Annotated in this window: 15 protein-coding genes; all 15 read left to right on the plus strand. The window is 69.6% G+C overall.

Annotated elements, in window-relative coordinates; translation table 11 throughout:
• The first annotated feature begins 431 nt into the window (after positions 1-431).
• The 15 genes from VTA80_RS15500 (at position 432) to VTA80_RS15570 (ending at position 17971) form a co-directional block, all read left to right on the plus strand.
• Positions 432-6299, plus strand: a complete 5868-nt coding sequence (locus tag VTA80_RS15500) for an RHS repeat-associated core domain-containing protein (RefSeq protein WP_407341987.1) — start codon at positions 432-434, stop codon at positions 6297-6299.
• The gene (locus VTA80_RS15505) at positions 6296-6898 is read left to right on the plus strand and encodes a hypothetical protein (protein WP_407341988.1); all 603 of its coding nucleotides are present in this window, start codon (positions 6296-6298) and stop codon (positions 6896-6898) included. The genes VTA80_RS15500 and VTA80_RS15505 overlap by 4 nt, the downstream gene beginning before the upstream one ends.
• Positions 6899-7494: 596 nt before the next feature.
• On the plus strand, positions 7495-7791 hold the full coding sequence (locus tag VTA80_RS15510; protein WP_407341989.1) for a hypothetical protein: 297 nt from the start codon (positions 7495-7497) through the stop codon (positions 7789-7791).
• Between the two features lie 13 nt (positions 7792-7804).
• Positions 7805-8665 (plus strand): type II secretion system F family protein, encoded by an 861-nt coding sequence (locus VTA80_RS15515; RefSeq protein WP_407341990.1) that lies wholly within the window; start codon positions 7805-7807, stop codon positions 8663-8665.
• Entirely contained in the window at positions 8662-9594 is a 933-nt protein-coding gene (locus VTA80_RS15520) for a type II secretion system F family protein (protein ID WP_407341991.1), read from the plus strand. Before VTA80_RS15515 ends, VTA80_RS15520 begins: the two co-directional genes overlap by 4 nt.
• Before the next feature lie 59 nt (positions 9595-9653).
• Positions 9654-9893: a hypothetical protein gene (locus tag VTA80_RS15525; protein WP_407345790.1), complete on the plus strand. Its 240-nt coding sequence runs from the start codon at positions 9654-9656 to the stop codon at positions 9891-9893.
• Between the two features lie 7 nt (positions 9894-9900).
• A complete protein-coding gene (locus VTA80_RS15530; protein ID WP_407341992.1) occupies positions 9901-10281 on the plus strand; it encodes a TadE/TadG family type IV pilus assembly protein in 381 nt (126 codons plus the stop codon).
• On the plus strand, positions 10278-10733 hold the full coding sequence (locus tag VTA80_RS15535) for a pilus assembly protein (RefSeq protein ID WP_407341993.1): 456 nt from the start codon (positions 10278-10280) through the stop codon (positions 10731-10733). The genes VTA80_RS15530 and VTA80_RS15535 overlap by 4 nt, the downstream gene beginning before the upstream one ends.
• A gap of 10 nt (positions 10734-10743) precedes the next feature.
• Positions 10744-11238 carry a pilus assembly protein TadG-related protein gene (locus VTA80_RS15540; RefSeq protein ID WP_407341994.1) on the plus strand — a complete coding sequence of 165 codons (495 nt, stop codon included), beginning with the start codon at positions 10744-10746 and terminating at the stop codon, positions 11236-11238.
• 76 nt (positions 11239-11314) lie between these two features.
• On the plus strand, positions 11315-12445 hold the full coding sequence (gene prfB / locus VTA80_RS15545) for a peptide chain release factor 2 (protein WP_407341995.1): 1131 nt from the start codon (positions 11315-11317) through the stop codon (positions 12443-12445).
• A gap of 160 nt (positions 12446-12605) precedes the next feature.
• Complete coding sequence (ftsE, locus tag VTA80_RS15550) at positions 12606-13295, plus strand: cell division ATP-binding protein FtsE (protein WP_407341996.1); 690 nt, start codon at positions 12606-12608, stop codon at positions 13293-13295.
• Positions 13296-13305: 10 nt separating this feature from the next.
• Positions 13306-14220: a permease-like cell division protein FtsX gene (ftsX, locus tag VTA80_RS15555; protein ID WP_407341997.1), complete on the plus strand. Its 915-nt coding sequence runs from the start codon at positions 13306-13308 to the stop codon at positions 14218-14220.
• A 5-nt stretch (positions 14221-14225) separates the two neighbouring features.
• Positions 14226-15566, plus strand: a complete 1341-nt coding sequence (locus tag VTA80_RS15560) for a peptidoglycan DD-metalloendopeptidase family protein (protein ID WP_407341998.1) — start codon at positions 14226-14228, stop codon at positions 15564-15566.
• 58 nt (positions 15567-15624) lie between these two features.
• The gene (smpB, locus tag VTA80_RS15565) at positions 15625-16095 is read left to right on the plus strand and encodes an SsrA-binding protein SmpB (RefSeq protein ID WP_407341999.1); all 471 of its coding nucleotides are present in this window, start codon (positions 15625-15627) and stop codon (positions 16093-16095) included.
• The gene (locus VTA80_RS15570) at positions 16085-17971 is read left to right on the plus strand and encodes a DUF2207 domain-containing protein (RefSeq protein ID WP_407342000.1); all 1887 of its coding nucleotides are present in this window, start codon (positions 16085-16087) and stop codon (positions 17969-17971) included. The genes smpB and VTA80_RS15570 overlap by 11 nt, the downstream gene beginning before the upstream one ends.
• The last annotated feature ends 4 nt before the right edge of the window (positions 17972-17975 follow it).

Consider the following 17975-nt stretch of genomic DNA (forward strand, 5'->3'; position numbering starts at 1 on the left):
CCCTTTCGTACTTTGGCGGGCGAGAGCCACCCCACCAGGTTTTGCCACTCCTGAGCGCGAGCCTGCACGTTGCCCATCTTGGTATGCGTGGTCTGGCCGTTGGTGGAGCCAAAGATGCCGTTAGGCCCGGAGATGAGGGTCCGCCGCGCAGCACCGCCGCCGCACCACCGCCCGGACAAAACGGGTCCGGCGACGTCGCCCTCGTCCTCCCGCGTCGCCACAGAGGCACAAGCGAAGTAGTCGCGACTCGGTCGACGCCGTGTCGAGCGGAGCTCATGACCGGCTCTCGGCAGCCCCCGGATAGCCCCGAACGGCGGTCCGCCGTTTGGGTTAATCGAGACGCTTGCGTGGTGATTCCATTGCTTGCGCATCTAGTATCCACGCAGGGAAAAGTCCGGCACATCGGGCGCACCCTTCACTTGGAGGGTGTCATGGGGCGCTACACGGTTTCGGCCACGTTGCGGTTCGCGCGGCTCGTGTCGATGGTGATAACGCTCGTCGTTGGGAGCTCGCTCTTTGTCGTGGTCCCCGCAGTGTCCGCGGTCGCCGACGAGGGGCCGTGGTCGGGGACGGTGTCGTTGTCGGTGGACCGGGCGCAGGTGGATGTGCATGACCCGTTCGCGATGTTGACGGCGACGGTCAGCCCCAAGCTGGATGGTCCGTATTGGTTGTCGATCTATGACGATGCGGGGGCGTTGGTCGCGTCGTGTCAGAACGACGCGTACGGCTTTTGCGGGTCGGCGGCTACGACGTTGACCCGCCGGGTGTTTGCGGACACGAACGTGACCCGGACGTTTACGGCGTACGTCGCCCTGGATGCTCCGGAGGGATCGGTTCCTAGCGACGATCTCCGCGCGACGTCCAACACGGTGGGCACTCACAACACGGGGTGGTCGGGGACGGTCTTGTTGTCGGTGGACCGGACGCAGGTGGATGTGCATGACCCGTTCGCGACGTTGACGGCGACGGTCAGCCCCAAGCTGGATGGTCCGTACTGGTTGTCGATCTATGACGAAGCGGGGGTGTTGATCGCCTCGTGTCAGAACGACTACTACGGGTTATGCGGGTCGGCGGCTATGACGTTGACCCGCCGGGTGTATGCGGACACGAACGTGACCCGGACGTTCACCGCGTATGTCGCCCAGGACGCCCCGGAAGGATCCTTGCCTACCGATGATGTGCGGGCGATTTCAAACACCTCCTCGGCCACGAACACGGGGTGGTCGGGGACGGTCTTGTTGTCGGTGGACCGGACGCAGGTGGATGTGCATGACCCGTTTGCGACGTTGACGGCGACGGTCAGCCCCAAGCTGGATGGTCCGTACTGGTTGTCGATCTATGACGAAGCGGGGGTGTTAATCGCCTCGTGTCAGAACGACGCGTACGGCTTGTGCGGGTCGGCGGCTACGACGTTGACCCGCCGGGTGTACGCGGACACGAACGTGACCCGGACGTTCACCGCGTACGTCGCCCAGGACGCCCCGGAAGGATCCTTGCCTACCGATGATGTGCGGGCGATTTCAAACACCTCCTCGGCCACGAACACGGGGTGGTCGGGGACGGTCTTGTTGTCGGTGGACCGGACGCAGGTGGATGTGCATGACCCGTTTGCGACGTTGACGGCGACGGTCAGCCCCAAGCTGGATGGTCCGTACTGGTTGTCGATCTATGACGAAGCGGGGGTGTTAATCGCCTCGTGTCAGAACGACGCGTACGGCTTGTGCGGGTCGGCGGCTACGACGTTGACCCGCCGGGTGTACGCGGACACGAACGTGACTCGGACGTTCACCGCGTACGTCGCCCAGCACGCACCGGACGGATCGGTTCCTAGCGACGATCTCCGCGCGACCTCCAACACGATCAGCGTTCGGAATTTTGGCTGGAACGGATCGGTCACCTTGACTCGTGGCTGGAATGAGGCATCCGGGCAGACCCAGTTGACCGCGATCGCCAGCGCCAAGCTCGACGGTCCGTACTGGTTATCGATCTATGACGACTTGGGCACGCTGATCGCGTCGTGCACGAACGACTACTACGGTCCGTGCGGAACTGCGGCGACCACGTTGACCCAAAATCTCCAGATCGCGGCAAACCGCACGTTCACTGCTTACGTGGCCCAAGACGTCCCGAACGCCTCGATCCCGACCAATGACGTGCGCGCGATCAGCGGCCGTTTGAGCACGGCGGGCAATGGCCCGACCGCGGCCGGTGAAACCACGGGTGGCTCGAACCCGTCAGTGTCGTGCAGCCAGCGGTGTCACGGAGACCCGGTGAACTCGGTGACGGGCGAGTTCTGGGAGAGTGCCACGGACCTGGGTGCAGGCAACGCCTCGCCGGCGTTGGTGTTCACGCGCAGCTTCGCGACCTCCCGGAACAGCGTTGATGGTCCGATGGGGTTCGGGTGGACCAGCAACTTCGACATGACGATGACGGTGCCAGTCGGGGTCACCGGTCCGCTGGGGAGCGCACTGCAGGCACAGGTCCGGCAGGAGAACGGCAGCGTGCTCGTGTTCACCCGCACCGGGAACGGACAGTTCGCCGCACCCGCGCGGGTCAAGGCGACCCTTGAGCAGCGCCCGGATGGCACGTTCGTCTTCACCCGCGAACACCGGCAGGTGTTCGCGTTTGACGCCACGGGGCGCCTTGCCTCGCTTCAGGACCTGAACGCCAACAGCGTGACCTTGACCTACACCGATGGTCACGTCACGCGCGCCGCCGATGGGCGGGGCGCGTCCCTCGATTTCGTCTGGTCGGGTTCTCGTGTGATCTCGGTGACGGACCAGGCCGGTCGCGTGGTGACATACACCTATTCGGGCGCGGGTGACTTGAGTGGCGTGGTCGCGGCCGACGATTCGACCAAGGCCTACGTGTACGACTCGGCGCACCGGGTCGTGTCGATGACGAACGCGTCGGGCGGTGTCACGACGAACGCATACGACACCGCCAGTCGCGTGATCAACCAGACCGACCCGCTGGGTCGAGTGACGTCCTTCGCGTACACACCAGATCAGACGACGATCACCGACCCTGACGGCGCGGTCACGATCGAGCGGTACCTCGACGGTCAGGTGCTCTCCGAGACCAAGGCGTATGGCACCACTGTCGAGGCGACGACGTTCTTCACCTATGGGCCGACCAATCAGGTCGAGTCCACGACGGACCCGCTCGGGCGGGTCACACGGTTCTCCTACGACGCGGTCGGGAACCGCACGAGCGTGACGGACCCGCTGGGCCGGGTCTCCACCGCCACCTACGACGCCCTGAACAACGCGACGTCCACGACGAACCCGGCCGGTGAGACCACGACGATGGGCTACGACGCGCGGGGGAACCTGGTGTCGAGCACGGCTGCCGACGGCGGGGTCACCGCGTTCACGGTCAACCCAGAGGGCACGATCGCCACCGCGACGGACCCGGCCGGTCGGGTGACGTCGTTCACCTATGACGCGCGCGGGTTCACGTCCTCGGTCACCGGCCCCGACGGGGCGCAGGCGCTGACCGTGTACGACACGGCCGGCAACAAGGTGTCCGCCACTGATCCTCGCGGCACCGCGCCCGGGGCGGTCGGGGCGCAGTTCACGTCCGCGTTCACCTACGACGCCGTCGGGCGTCAGCTGACGGGCACGGACGCGCTGGGCGGACTGGTCGCCGCCGTGTACGACGCAGCCGGCCAACCCACCACGCTCACCGACGCCGCCGGTGGGATCACGACCAGCCAGTTCGACCTGGCCGGTCAGCTCGTGGCGGTGTCCGACGCCGCCGGGGCGGTGACGTCGATGACGTACGACGGCGCGGGCCGGGTGCTGAGTGTGACGGACGCGGCCGGGTCGACCACCTCGAGCGCGTATGACGTCCTCGGGCGCACGACGTCGGTCACCGACGCTTTGGGTCGGGTGAGCCGCACCGAGTACGACGCCGGGAACCGGGTCACCGCCACGGCCCGCCCGTCCGGGGCCCGCACGACCTACGGCTACGACGCCGCCGACCAGGTACTAACAGTCACCGATGCATTGGGGAACGCGACCACGACGACCTATGACCTGGCCGGTCGGGCGACGTCGGTCACCGACGCCGATGGCCGGGCTGCGACGAGCACCTTCGACCAGGCAGGCCGTCCGGTGCGCGTGGTGCGGGCCGACGGTTCGGCGCTGGTGTGGGAGTACAACGCGGCCGGGCAGGTCACGACCTACGTTGACGCCGCCGGCGCCACGACGGCGTACACCTACGACGGCGCGGGGCGGCGGGCCATGTCCACCGACACCGCCGGGCGCGTCACCGTCTACGGGTATGACCGGGCAGGGAACCTGACCACCCTGACCCAGCCCGGCGGCGCCGTCACGACGTACACCTACGACGCGGTGGGCCGCGCGAGCGGCACCGACTACTCCGATGCGACCGCGGACATCGCCACGGTGTTCGACGTGGCCGGGCGGGTCACGTCGGTCACCGACGCGACCGGCACCACCGGGTACACCTACGACGTGCTGGGCCGGGTCCTGCAGGTCACCCACGGGTCAACGTCCGTCGGATACGCGTGGGACGACGTCAATCAGCTGACCGACCTGACGTACCCGAGCGGGGACATGGTGCACCGCACCTACGACGCCGCCGGGCAGCTCACTGCGGTCACGGACTGGACCAACGGGACCTACACGTTCGGCTACGACCCGGACGGGGCGACCGCGCAGGTCACCTACCCCAACGGCGTGGTCACGGCCTACGACCGCGACGCGTCCGGCCAGACCCTGGGTATCACCGCGACGAGCTCGGCGGGTGAGGACCTGCTCGACCTCGCCTACAGCTACACCGACAGCGGCTTGATGGCGCAGCAGTCGACCACCCGCTCCACCGGGTCCCGCGCCCCACCCATCACCCCCACGACCACGTCCGCGTTCACATGGGATGCCCTGGCCCGGATCTCCCAGGTCACCGGCGACGACGCCGGGACGTTCGCGTTCGACGCCGCCGGTTCGGTTACGACCCTCGCGGGCGGGCGGACCCTGGCCTACGACGCCGCCCGCCAACTCACCACCGCCACCACTCCCGCCACCGGCGACACCGCGGCCGTGACCGCGACGTTCGCCTACGACGTCCGGGGCAACCGCGCCGCCACCACCACCGACGGCGGGGTCGCGGCAGGCACGATCACCCACACCTACAACCAGGCCAACCAGCTCGCCACCGTGACCGGCGCCGATGGTGGCGTCACCGCCTACACGTACGGCGCGACCGGGCTACGCGCCACGGCGACCACCACCACCGGCGGTCAGTCCACGACCGAGGAGTTCACCTGGGACACCCAGGCGGGGATCCCAGAACTGCTCACCGACGCCACCCACGCCTACATCTACGGCGCCAGGTCCACGCCCCTGGCCCAGATCTCGCTGACCAACGGCGCGGTCGACTACCTGCACACCGACGCCCTCGGATCCGTGCGCACCACCACTAACGCGACCGGCACGGTGACCTCCGACGCCGACTACGACACCTACGGCCAACCCCAAACCGTCACCGCCGACCCAATCGCGGAGATCACCCGGTTCGGGTACGCCGGGGAATACACCGACCCCACCGGGTACATCTACCTCCGCGCCCGCTACTACGACCCTGCCACCGCTCAGTTCCTCACCATCGACGCCCTCGTTGACACCACCCGCAACCCCTACGGATACACCGGCGGCAACCCACTGCAATACGCCGACCCCCTCGGACTCGACTGGATCCAGGACGCCGGGGACTGGTCCGCCGCGTTCGGCGACACCTTGACCTTCGGGATCACCAAGCGAATCCGTATCCGCATGGGCACCGACGACACCATCAATACATGCTCCACCTTCTACACCTGGGGCGGTCACGGCGGCACCATCGCCAGCCTCGCGCCGATGGGCCCAGGACTTGTCGCCGCCGGCCAACGAGTCATAAGCGCCGGCAAGATCGCATCGGCAGCCAAGGCCGCAAATACGGGCACCAGGCTCGCGCGGGACGCCGCGGTCACCCCGCTGGCACCCCGAGCCCTAGGGTTGACCCGGTCGGTCGGGCGCGCTTCCCACAACAATGCGCTCCAGGCCGACATCGCTGCACTTCCGCGAGGAGCCACCGATATCCGGGTCAACCAGCAACAGGTCAACGCTCTCGGGCAACGTGTTGGCATCAACCGTCCCGATCTCCAGTACTCATTGAGCGGGCAGCGCCACTACATCGAGTACGAGGGACTCGCCAATCCACGCGGAGCAGCGCATGAGGCGCGATTGCTCGCGAACGATCCGGGATCCAACTTCATGCTTAGGCTCGTGCCGTGACGCTTCCATCCGCCGAGGGCGGCGCGACTACGGAGCAAGTTGGCTTCTTCGAGACTGACTCGGAAACACTTTCTGTCTGGATCCAAGAGGGCCTTAGCGACGGTGCATGGGAGATCCGAAAGCCAGCGTGTTCGTCACTGGTCGAGGCGGTTGCGGCTCTTCAGCCCGAAGTCGCAGTGTCGCGGTACCTGTGTGTTCCTCTCGGGGCTTGGTCGGTGCTCCTCAACAACGGTCTTCTCGGAACCGACGTCGGGGTGTTGCCCAGCTATGCCGCAAGGGAGCTTGCTTGCAGGGCAATCCGCGCAGTAAGCGTCGGTGACGAGGCGACCTACCCGGCCCGGATTCTGGAGATATACGGCCCAGGCGGCGAACCTCCGCTGGCCCTCGAGCGGTCGATTGCTGCGGCCAACGACGGCGGCCGATGGCTGTTTGAGACCTCTGGGACTCCGCTTCCGTTCGAGGATCAAGACGCCTACTCGCGTCGATCCAAAGCAAGCCGCTTCACCCCGGAAATGATCAACAGTTATCTCCGCGCCCTGGGGGTTCCGATTGATCGGGCTCCAGACTGGCCTGGGGCTCTCATGGTGGAGCGCCAGTGACAACCGAGGCTGGACCGTGCCTTCTGACGATGATTAGGTGGCGCATAGTCGCCGAAATCGGTGGCGCAAAACTACGCCTTCAATGAGGGTGCGGATGCTGGTGCGTTCGTCGGAGGCGTGCTCATTCTGGGACTTTGGTGGTCCACGTAGGGGACCCCGACGGCAACCTCATCCGCGTGTCACCTGCAGACTGATCCCGGACTCGACCATCGACACGACCAATCTACGGCCAGCAACAGGCGACAACCCGCGCTCTGCGCCGGCGAACGCGCAGGCCCCCATTCATCGCGGGTCGCCACTTGATGCGATGAAGGAGCGGGGCCTCCGCTCCTCGTGACCCTCTGGCGGACGCTGGAGGTGCTCACCTCTACGACGAAGGAGGCCCCTATTGGAGGGTTACGCGACTGGAGCGCGGTCGGCATGCGAGCCGCTGAGTCGAGTGGGGGAGCCTCGGCAGGACGGGTTTGGCGGGTCCAGCGCGCGGGACGTCGAGATTGGGTAGATCGGCGCCGACTTCGCAGATGGGGGACGTGGGGTCTGATGCACCGATCCCCGGTTGACCGGCAAGATCACTCGCCGCCAGACGACGAGTGATCTTGCCCCCTCCCTTTCGTGCTTTGGCGGGCGAGAACGTCTCGGACCGGTTCGTCGTCCCGACCGTGGCCGCAGCGATCGACCTCGTGCTGCACCTGGAGGTCGACGGGCGCGGACGGCGCCGCGTGCGCGAGATCGTCGGCGTGCCGGGCCGAGCCGAGGGCGGGATCGTCGAGACCGCCGACCTCTTCCACCTCGAGGCCGGCGCGCTCGTACGGGGCGACGGCTACCCGCCGCACCCGGATCGGTTCGCCGGTGCCGGGATCGATCTGCCCGCGCTGATGCGCGGCGAGCGCTGAGCGGGCGTCGGCGATGGGGGTCGTGATCGGGCTGCTGCTGGGCGCGGGGCTGTTCTGCGTCTGGTGGTCCTTCTGGGCGCCGGGCCTGCCGCGCCCGACCCGGCGCGACGGCTGGGCGGAGCGCACGCAGGACGTCCTGGTGCAGGCGGGTGCGCCGGGCGTCACGCCCACGGCGCTCGCGACGACGTCCGTCGGCCTCGGCGTCCTCCTGCTCCTGCTCGGGTCCGCGCTCACGGGGTCCCCGGCGATCGCGGCCTGCTTCGCGGCGATGGCGTCGGCCGCTCCGATGGCGCTCGTGCGGTCCCGTGCCCGACGGCGCCGCACCGCGCTCCGTGACGTGTGGCCGGAGGTCGTCGACAACCTCGGCTCCGGGGTGCGCGCCGGGCTCTCGTTGCCGGAGGCCGTCGGTCAGCTGGGCGATCGCGGTCCCATCGAGCTGCGCGCGTCATTCCGGGCCTTCGCCGAGGACTACCGGGCCACGGGCCGGTTCGGGGACTGCCTCGATGCGCTCAAGGCCCGACTGGCCGACCCGGTGGCCGACCGCATCGTCGAGGCGTTGCGCATCACGCGGGACGTCGGCGGCATGGATCTCGGTCGGCTGCTGCGGACCTTGTCCGCCTTCCTTCGCGACGACGCGCGCACCCGCGGCGAGCTCGAGGCGCGCCAGAGCTGGACGGTGAACGCTGCCCGGCTCGCAGTGGCGGCACCGTGGATCGTGCTCGCGCTCCTGTCGACCCGCCCGGAGGCGGCCCAGGCCTTCAACTCCGTCGCGGGCGGTGTCGTCCTCGTCGCCGGCGCGGCGAGCTCGATCGTGGCCTACCGGTTGATGGTGCGCATCGGTCGCCTGCCCGAGGAAGCCCGGGTGCTGCGGTGAGCGGCGCGGCCGTCGGCGCGATGATCGGCGCGCTCGGGGGCTTCGGTCTCTGGCTCACCGTCGCGCGCCTGGCGGCGCGGAGGGTGCGCCTCGATGACCGGCTGGCTCCCTACCTGCGCTCGCCCCGGTCGTCGTCGGCCCTGCTCGGCGGGCTCGAGGTGCGCACCCCGTTCCCGACCCTCGAGCGGCTGATCGCTCCCGTGATGTCCGACGGCGTCCGCCTCGTCGCCCGGCTCGGCTCGTCGTCCGCCGAGCTCCGAAGCCGGCTGGAGCGGGCCGGGCGGCCGGAGTCCGTCGAGCAGTTCCGGGGTGCGCAGGTCGTCTGGGGGGTCATCGGGCTCGCGGGCGGACTGGCTCTCGCCCTGGCGCTTGCTGCCGGGAGCGGTACGTCGCTGCTCGCGGGTTCGGTCCTCGTGGTGGCCTGCGGCGTCGCCGGGGTGCTGTCGCGAGATCAGGTCCTGGCCCGCCAGGTTCGTCAGCGGGAGGAGCGCATGCTCGCCGAGCTGCCGACGGTCGCTGAGCTGCTCGCGCTCTCGGTCGGCGCGGGGGAGGGGCCGGTCGGCGCGCTCGAGCGGGTCGTGCGGACGACGCACGGCATCCTCGCGGACGAGCTCGCCCGGACCCTGGCCGACGCCCGCTCGGGTACGCCGCTCACGGTCGCGCTCGAGCGGCTCGCGGAGCGCACCGGGCTGGCCCCGCTGACGCGCTTCGCGGAGGGGGTCGCAGTTGCCCTTGAGCGGGGGACACCCCTGGCCGAGGTGCTCCGGGCCCAGGCGCAGGACGTGCGCGAGTCGGGGCGGCGCGCGCTGATGGAGGCGGGTGGGCGCAAAGAGGTTCTGATGATGGTCCCGGTCGTCTTTCTCATCCTGCCTATCACGGTGGCGTTCGCCGTGTTCCCGAGCCTGGCCATCCTTCGGCTGGGTCCATGAGTCACCGCCCGGGCACGGGCGCCGAATCCATCCAGCTCGACGACACAGGGGAGTCAACGATGCAGCAGGTGCTCAGCGCACGGCCCAGCACTGGCAGGGGACGGGTCGCCCGAGCGATTCGCCGAACCGGGGTGCGCCTGGCCCGGACCACCCGTGCAGATCGCGGCGACGTCCCGGGGTGGGTCCTGATCACCTTGATGACGGCCGGCCTGGTCATCGCCCTGTGGGCCGTCGCCGGCCCGGCCCTGACCGCCGTCTTCACCGACTCGATCGCGCGTGTCACCGGCCAGATCGGCTGAGCGGCCGGTGCGTCCCCGCGGTGAGGCCGGCTCGGCCATCGTGGACTTCGCGCTCGTCGCGGGACTGGTCACGCTGGTGTTCGCGGCCGTCCTGCAGCTGACGCTCGCGCTGCACGTGCGCAATACGCTCGTCGACTGCGCCTCGGAGGGGGCCAGGTACGCCGCCCTGGCCGACCGCACGCCCGCGGACGGGGCTGCGCGTACGCGTGACCTGATCGGGATGTCGCTCGCGCCGGGCTACGCCGACGACGTCACAGCCGTCGACCGGGACCTCGATGGGCTCGCCGTGGTCGAGGTCCGGGTCACCGCGCCGCTGCCGGTCGCGGGACTCCTCGGCCTGGCAGGCACCCTGACTGTCACAGGGCATGCGCTACGGGAGTTGCCGTGAGGCTCGCCCGAGGTCGGGGTCCCGATGACGCGGGCAGCGCCGTCATCGAGTTCCTTGCGGTCACCCTGCTGCTCCTCGTGCCGATCGTGTATCTGGTCCTGGTCCTGGGCCGGCTGCAGGCGGCCACCTTCGCGGCGGAAGGTGCGGCGCGCGAGGCGGGTCGCGCGTTCACGACCGCCGTCGGGCCCGATGAAGGGAGTCGGCAGGCGGTCGCGGCGGTGCATCTCGCGCTCAGCGACCAGGGTTTCGCGGCCGTCGACCCGGCGGCGGCGCTGGGCCTCGAATGCTCGACGGACCCGTGCCTGACGCCCGGGAGCAGCGTGCTCGTCCGGGTCGCGTTCGACGTCGACCTGCCGTTCGTGCCGGGGTTCGTCCGGTCGGCCGTGCCGCTGGCGGTGCCGGTCGCGGCGGAGCACGTCGCCCCGGTCGGCCGGTTTGGCGGGGCAGGTTGAGATGGCTCGCGTGACCACGCGTGCGTTCGGCTGGGTGCGCGCTCGCATCGACCGCGCCGGGCGGGAGGCGGGCCAGATCACCCTGCTCTCGATCGCGTTCGCCGCGCTGGCGCTGCTCCTGGTGACCGCCGTGGTCTCGGCTACGAGCGTCCACCTCGAACGTAAACACCTGCTGATGCTCGCGGACGATCTCGCGCTCGCGGGCGCGGAGTCGATCGATCTCGACGCGTTCTACGGCGGGCGGGCCGCCGCGCCGACGGCGGGCGCCGTCGTGCCGCTCACGGACGACGGCGTTCGCAGGTCCGTCGACGCGCACCTCGCGGCCGCACCCGGCGCCGCCGCCGGCCTCGACGGGCTGCAGGTTGCGGGCGCCGTCAGCCCCGACGGGCGCACGGCCCAGGTGACGCTCACCGCGGTGGCGCGGCCCGCGCTGATCAGCTGGGTCACGGCGCCCTGGTCGGACGGCATCCTGCTGCGGGTCACGTCGAGCGCCCGGTCGTGGTGAGCGCCCGGCCGGGGTGAGCCGGGGCGCCGCCGGCCCCGGCACGGCCGCCCATGGCGGCCCTGTAACCTGGACTCTCGTGGCAGCCACCGACTTTGCAGCCGAGATTCGCTCCCTGCGCAGCACCCTGGACTCGATCCAGGCCGTGACTGACCCTGTAGCCCTGCGGACCAAGATCGCCGACCTGTCCGAGCAGGCCTCGGCCCCCGACCTGTGGGACGACCCCGAGGCCGCGCAGGTCGTCACCTCGGCGCTGTCCCACTCCCAGAGCGAGCTCGAGCGGCTGGAGCGCTTCGGCAGCCGGATCGACGACCTCGAGACGCTGGTCGAGATGGCGACGGAAGACGTCGCGGCCGACGGCGCCGACGTCGCGCAGGCCCTCGGCGAGGCCGAGGCCGAGCTGACCGTGATCCGGGACGACCTGCGCGAGCTCGAGGTGCGCACGCTGCTCTCGGGCGAGTACGACATCCGCGAGGCCGTCGTCACGATCCGGTCCGGCGCGGGCGGGGTCGACGCGGCGGACTTCGCCGAGATGCTCATGCGCATGTACCTGCGCTGGGCCGAGCGGCACGGCTACCCGACGACGGTGCTCGACACCTCGTACGCGGAGGAGGCCGGGCTGAAGTCGGCCACGTTCGAGGTCAAGGCGCCCTACGCGTTCGGCAACCTGTCGGTCGAGGCCGGCACGCACCGCCTCGTGCGCATCTCGCCCTTCGACAACCAGGGCCGCCGCCAGACGTCGTTCGCCGCGGTCGAGGTCATCCCGCTCATCGAGCAGACCGACAGCGTCGAGATCCCCGAGAACGAGATCAAGGTCGACGTGTTCCGCTCGTCCGGCCCCGGCGGTCAGTCCGTCAACACCACCGACTCCGCGGTCCGCATGACGCACATCCCGACCGGCATCGTCGTGTCGATGCAGAACGAGAAGTCGCAGATCCAGAACCGCGCCGCCGCGCTGCGCGTGCTCCAGTCCCGGCTGCTGCTGCAGCGCCAGGCCGAGGAGAACGCCGCGAAGAAGCTCATGGCCGGCGACATCAAGGCGAGCTGGGGCGACCAGATGCGCTCCTACGTGCTGCACCCGTACCAGATGGTCAAGGACCTGCGTACGGAGTACGAGGTCGGCAACACCTCCGGGGTTTTCGACGGCGAGATCGACGACTTCATCGAAGCGGGCATCCGGTGGCGCCGCAGCCAAGACCTGCCGGAGTAGTCGGGGCAAACCGGTCACGAGTCGTCGAACCCGACGACCCGCGCCCTGCTCACAGGTTGGTGCCCGGCGTGTCTGCGGGGGAACGTCTCACGGGCCTGCCTAGTCTTAATTTGGCCAAATCGTGCCTCTCCCCGTCCCCCAGCATTGGTCATCGGCAGCCGTGATCCGTTTCGAGAACGTCACCAAGGTCTACGCGCGCGGCGCGCGGCCCGCGCTCGACCAGGTCTCCCTGGACATCGAGCGCGGTGAGTTCGTGTTCCTCGTGGGGACCTCGGGATCCGGCAAGTCGACGTTCCTGCACCTCGTGATGCGCGAGGAGCGCCCGACCGGGGGCAAGGTCTTCGTGGCCGGCCGCGACCTGTCCCTGCTGTCGACGTGGAAGGTCCCGCACCTGCGCCGCCAGATCGGCGCCGTGTTCCAGGACTTCCGCCTGCTGCCGAACAAGACCGTCTTCGAGAACGTCGCCTTCGCGCTGCAGGTCATCGGCAAGCCGCGCCACCACATCATGACGACGGTGCCCGACGTGCTCGACATGGTCGGGCTCGCCGGGATGGAGAAGCGCCGCCCGCACGAGCTGTCCGGCGGCGAGCAGCAGCGTGTGGCCATCGCGCGCGCCTTCGTCAACCGGCCCTCGATCCTGCTCGCGGACGAGCCCACCGGAAACCTCGACCCGACCACCTCCCTGGGCATCATGCGGCTGCTGGACCGGATCAACCGGACCGGCACGACCGTCGTGATGGCCACCCACGACGACGAGATCGTTGACCAGATGCGCAAGCGCGTGATCGAGCTGTCCACCGGCGAGATGGTCCGAGACCAGTCCCGCGGCGTGTACGGCTCGGGCCGTTGAGGAGCCTTTCGTGAGACTGCAGTTCATCCTGTCCGAGATCGGTCTCGGTCTGCGGCGCAACCTGTCGATGACCATCTCGGTCATCCTCGTGACGTTCGTGTCGCTCACGTTCGTCGGCGCGGCTGCGCTCCTACAGCAGCAGATCTCGCAGATGAAGGACGACTGGTACGGCAAGGTCGAGGTCTCGGTCTTCCTGTGCCCGCGGGGCTCGGAGCTCCCGACCTGTGCGGCCGGCGAGGTCTCGCCCGAGCAGGTCGCGGCGGTCAAGGCCGAGCTCGAGTCCCCGGAGCTCAAGCCGTACATCCAGACGGTCTACTTCGAGAGCAAGGACGAGGCGTTCGCGTCCTTCGAGAAGAAGCTCTCCGACCAGCCGTGGGCGAAGGCCGTCACTGCCGACGACATGAACTCCTCCTATCGCGTGAAGCTGGCCGATCCGGAGAAGTACCAGGTGGTCGCCGACGTGCTCGCGGGTCGACCCGGGGTCGAGGAGGTGCTGGACCAGCGCCGGATCTTCGACTCGCTGTTCCTCGTGCTCAATCGCGCGACCCTGCTGTCCGTGGGGCTCGCCACGGTCATGCTCCTCGCCGCCGTCCTGTTGATCACGACGACGATCCGGCTGTCTGCCCTGAGCCGTCGTCGGGAGACCGGCATCATGCGGCTCGTGGGCGCCTCGAATCTTTTCATCCAGCTTCCCTTCATGTTGGAGGGGGCGATCGCTGCCACAATCGGGGCCGGACTTGCCGTCGGCGGTCTGTGGCTCGGTGTGCGCTACCTGGTGACGGACTGGCTCGGCAGCTCCGTGACGTTCGTCGACTACATCGACACGAGCAACGTCTGGACGATCGCGCCGATCCTGGTGGCCGTGGCGATCGTGCTGGCCGCGATCTCGTCGGTGGTCACCCTGAGCCGCTACACGAAGGTCTGAGTCCTATGACGCACCCTCGACCGACAGCGAATGCTCCCCGCACGCGCCGCAGCCGGCTCCTCGCGGGGGTGCTCACCGCGGTGCTCGTCGCGCTCACGGCGGTCGCGAGCCCGGCCCTGGCCGACAGCTACAACGACCAGAAGGCCAACGCCCGGAGCCGCCAGGCGGCCAACCAGGCGAAGGCCGACGCCCTCGCGGCCTCGATCGAGGGCCTGAGCAGCCAGCTGGGTCAGGCCGTGGCCGACCTCGCGGCGACCCAGGCGCGCCTGCCTGTCGCGCAGGCCGAGCTCACCGCCGCGCAGGTCGAGCTCGAGCGCACGCAACGGGAAGCGACCCTCATCGCGACACGGCTCGAGGACGCGAAGGCGCAGGAGACGGCGATCACCACGACCATCGCCGCCGACAGCGCACGCGGCGACGAGATCCGCACCGCCGTCGGGCAGATGGCGCGTCGCGCGTACAAGGGCGAGACGGCCGCGACCAGCCTCAGCGTCGTGATGGAGTCCACCAGCACCGCGGACTTCGTCGACCAGTACGGCATGATCTCGACCGCGCTGCGCACCCAGACCAAGGCCCTCGACGAGCTCGACCAGATGGAGGCCACGAACCGCAACAGCGAGGCGCGCCTGACCGCGGTCAAGGACAAGGTCGCCGCGCTCAAGGTCGAGGCCGACAACAAGGTGGTCGAGGCCGACGCGGCGAAGGCCGCCGCCGCCGCACGCGAGGCCGAGATCGAGCAGCTGATCGTCGACCAGACCGCCAAGCAGGCGGCCATCGCCGCGCTGAAGTCCCAGGCGGAGGCGGAGGTCGCGAAGGCCGACGCAGAGGCCGCCGCGATCGCGGCCGAGCTCGCGGACATCATCGCCAAGCAGCGCGCGGCGCAGGCCGCCGCGGGCACGGCGCCGAGCGCGGGCGGGGGATCCGGCAGCGTGGCCGGCGCCATCTTCGGCAACCCCACGTCGATCAGCCCGATGTACGTGACCTCCGAGTACGGCATGCGGATGCACCCGATCCTCGGGTACGTGCGGCTGCACGCCGGCATCGACCTGCGCACCTACTGCAACACGCCGCTGTACGCGCCCCGGAGCGGCACCGTCGTGTGGGCGAAGTCGCGGTTCGGCCTCGGCAACCAGGTGATGATCGACTACGGCTTCATCAACGGCAGCTCGGTCATGTCGAGCTCCAACCACATGACCAGCTTCGCGGTGCGCGGCGGGCAGCACGTCGATCAGGGCCAGCTCATCGGGTACTCGGGCAACACCGGCACGTCGGCGGCCTGCCACCTGCACTTCGAGGTGTACGTCAACGGGGCGACCGTGAACCCCCGCAGCCTGCTCGGGCTCTAGCCCGGCGTCCTCTAGGCTGGGCGGGCAGCGAGCGCGAGAACGAGCGAAAGGTTTCACGGTGGCCAAGGAACAGGGGCGCAAGCTGGTCGCCAGCAACCGCAAGGCCCGGCACGACTACTTCATCGAGGACGTGTTCGAGGCCGGGCTCGTGCTGATGGGCACCGAGGTCAAGGCGCTGCGCGCCGGTCGGGCCTCGCTGGTCGACGGGTACTGCACGATCGAGCGCGGTGAGGCGTGGCTCGAGGGCGTGCACATCCCCGAGTACACGCAGGGCACCTGGACCAACCACGCGCCGCGCCGCAAGCGCAAGCTCCTCATGCACCGGTCCGAGATCGATCGGCTGTCGGACAAGACGCAGGAGAAGGGGCACACGATCGTGCCCCTGGGCCTGTACTTCGTCGACGGGCGCGCCAAGGTCGAGATCGCCCTCGCCCGTGGCAAGAAGGAGTACGACAAGCGGCACACCCTGCGCGAGCAGCAAGACACCCGTGAGGCGCAGCGCGCGATCCAGACCCATCGTGACCGCTGAGCGCCCGGCGCTGTTCCTGACCCTGAGTGCTCGGCTCGGCCGTGTCGGCGTCCTCCTCGCGCTCCTGTGCGCCCTCGCGGTCGCCGGGGCGCTCCCGGCCCAGGCGACCGCGAGGGGCAACCAGATCGACCGGTACGACGTCGGCGTGACCCTCGCCGCGGACGGCACGATGGCGGTCGTCCTCGACTTCGACTTCAACTTCGGCGATGACCCCGGGCACGGCCCGTACCTGACGCTGCCGACCGCGCAGGGCTACAACGACGAGTACGACCGGGTGTTCGAGTTCACGGACTTCACCGCGACGTCCGAAGACGCCTCGGCCGCGCCCGCCGACCTCGACCTGACCGAGGAGAACGGCTGGCTCCAGGTCCGCATCGGTGACCCGGACGTCGACGACGTCAGCGGCGTGCACCACTACACCGTGACCTACACGGTGCGGGGCCTCGTCAATGGCGCCGACGCGTCCAGTGTCGGCGACGAGCTGTACTGGAACGTCATCGGTGACCAGTGGGAGATCCCGCTGAGCAACATCACCGTCACGGTCGACGGTCCGGCGCCGGTCGCGCAGGTGGCCTGCTTCGCCGGACCGGTGGGCGGAACCGGGACGTGCGACAGCTCCACGGCCGACGGCGCCCGCGCTCAGTTCACGCAGGGCACGCTGCGGCCGAGTGAAGCGCTGACGATCGCGACGAGCTACCCGGCGGGCACCTTCACCGACGTCGAGCCGATCCTGCAGGAGATCTGGACGCCCGCCAAGGCGTTCGCCCTGACCCCGTGGACCGGGCTCGCGGCGGCGGCTGTCCTGCTCGGCGGGCTCGGGTTCGTGCTCGCGCGGATCCGCCAGCGCGGTCGCGACGAGCAGTTCCTCAACCAGACGCCGGGGCTGGCGCCGACCGATGGTCAACCGGGCGCCGTCGGGCCCCGCGACCGGCGGACGCCGATCGCGGTCCACTTCACGCCGCCGGCCGGGTTCCACGCGGGTCAGCTCGGCACCCTGATCGACGAGCGGGCCGACCCGCGCGACGTGACGGCGTCGATCGTCGACCTCGCGGTGCGCGGATACCTGCGGATCGAGCAGACCGCCGAGGCGAACTTCCTGGGACGTGGCGCCGACTGGCGGCTGGTCCAGCTGCGCCCGGCCGACGCCGAGCTCGCGCCGTACGAGCGGACGTTGCACGACGGGATCTTCGCGGGCCGGTCCGATGTGAGCCTGTCAGGCCTCAAGACGACGTTCGCCGCGTCCATGGCCGCGGTCCAGAGCGAGCTCTACGAGGATGTGACCACGCGCGGCTGGTTCCGCGGGAACCCGAAGACCGTGCGCCTGCACTGGTTGCTCGCGGGGATCGCGCTGACGACCGTCGGGATCCTGCTCACGGTGCTCCTTGCGGCCCTCACTCACTGGGGTCTGGTCGGGCTCGGGGTGCTCGTCGTCGGGGTCGCGGTGCTCCTGGTCGCGCGGACGGCGCCGGCGCGCACCGCGACCGGGACGGCTGTGCTCGCGCAGACCCTGGGCTTCCGGCAGTACCTCGCGACCGCCGAGGCGGAGCAGCTGAGGTTCGAGGAGGGCGAGGACCTGTTCAGCCGCTACCTTCCGTACGCGATCGTGTTCGGTCTCACCGAGCGGTGGGCGGCGGTCTTCGCCCGGCTGGCCGCGCAGGGACGCCCGGTCGCCGAACCGACGTGGTACGTCGGCCCGGGCTACCACGTCGGTGCGTTCTGGCTGGCGACGAACTCGTTCGGGCACGCGATGGAAAGCTTCTCCGCGATCGCGACGCAGTCCATCTCGGCGCCGACGCCCGGGTCGTCCGGATCGTCGGGCTTCTCGGGCGGGTTCTCCGGTGGGGGAGTCGGCGGTGGGGGAGGCGGTGGCTGGTGACGGT

Source organism: Pengzhenrongella phosphoraccumulans, from assembly GCF_045689905.1.
Taxonomy (GTDB): Bacteria; Actinomycetota; Actinomycetes; order Actinomycetales; family Cellulomonadaceae; genus Pengzhenrongella; species Pengzhenrongella phosphoraccumulans.